Raw genomic sequence first — 1,548 nt, forward strand, 5'->3', positions numbered from 1 at the left:
CTGTACCAATCCCCCATAGCGTTCAAGCTCTGGCTTGACTGCCTTGACGCGCTTGACCATATTGTACTTGCCAACACCGATGTGGCGAAGTTGATAACTGAAAATCAGCATTATCCTCCGGGTCTTTTTTGTAGCCATAGATGGCGTTGTTGGTGGTGGGCTTGCCTGCCTTCCCCTTAACACGGTATGCTGCCGAAACCTTTTTGGACTGGTCACGCAGATACCATTCGTTGAACAGATGTGCCACCGGGAGGGGCTTTACCAAATCGACCTCTTGAACGGCAGCCGAAACAAAGTGACCGAGCGTGAATACTGGGCGAAGCGCAAGGGGCAAGCCAAGCTGGATAAGGAAAACACTGCTATGCTTGCCGGGGGTATCACGCCGAGGACAACTAAGTTTGAAACCGACAAAGACCGTTTGCGGCAGACCATACGCCAAGCCCTTTCCACCGCCGCCAGCTTTGACGAGTTTTCCTCTCTCCTATTGCGGGAGGGCGTGACCGTCAAGGAGAGCCGGGGGCGGCTTAGTTACCTCACGCCGGACAGGACGAAGCCCATCACCGCCCGGAAGCTGGGGACGGATTTTGACAAAGCCGCCGTCCTTGCCGTTTTGGAGCAGAACGCCCATAGAGCGGCCGCAAAGGCGCAGGACAGGCAGGAGCACCAGTCGCAGGTGTCCGGGGGCATACAGCGGACAGAAACCGCAAAAACCGCCCCGAACCCCGACAGCCCGCAGCGGCTTGTGGATATAGCCGCCAAGCGAGCCGAGGGAAAAGGTATCGGCTATGAGCGTTGGGCGAAAATCTTTAACCTCAAACAGATGGCAAAGACCATGACTTTCCTTTCCGAGCATGGCTTTGCCAGCCCCGAAGAAGTGGACGTAGCCCTTGAAGCCGCCATTTCCGGGCAGCATACCGCCGGGGAAAGGCTGAAAGGACTGGAAACGAAAATCACCGCCAACAAGGAACTCATGCGGCAGATCTCCGTTTACCGCAAGACCAGGCCCGCCCATGAGGGGCTGAAAAACGCCAAAAAGCCGGAACAGTACCGGGAGCAGCACCGTTCCGACTTGACGCTGTACGAAGCGGCGGTGCGGTATTTCCGGGAACAGGGCTTGAAGAAGCTGCCCGCCGTTTCCAAGCTGCAAGCGGAAAATGAAACCCTGATTTCCGAAAAAAACGGGCTTTACGCCGAGTATCGGGAACAGAAAGCCAAAGTGGGCGAACTGCTGAAAGTCCAGTCCAACCTTGCCGCCATGCTCCGGCAGGAACGGACAAAAGAGGTGCGCCGGGATTGGGAGCGGTAAGGGTGTTCCGTTTTGTTCCACCGCTACCGGGGAAAGGGTACGCCATTTCACCGACCCCTTTCGCATGGGAAACTGACCGCTGAAACCCGCCCCGAAATGATACCGAACTTTGACAAAACCGCCCCTTATATCTTGGAAATGTCAAGAAATGTGCAGTCTGGAAACACCCAAAATCTGAAAAGCATGGTAATACAGCGCAGTTTTCCGAAGTGGAGCGTAGCGGAACGCAGGAAAACTGCGGC

General features: G+C 55.8%; 1 protein-coding gene. It reads left to right on the forward strand.

The window, feature by feature from the left end:
• Window positions 1–295 precede the first annotated feature (295 nt).
• Window positions 296–1,306 (forward strand): hypothetical protein, encoded by a 1,011-nt coding sequence (locus ACTQ34_RS17880; protein ID WP_441364951.1) that lies wholly within the window; start codon window positions 296–298, stop codon window positions 1,304–1,306.
• Window positions 1,307–1,548: the final 242 nt, after the last annotated feature.

It is taken from the genome of Agathobaculum sp. LCP25S3_E8 (assembly GCF_052117165.1).
Classification (GTDB): domain Bacteria; phylum Bacillota; class Clostridia; order Oscillospirales; family Butyricicoccaceae; genus Agathobaculum.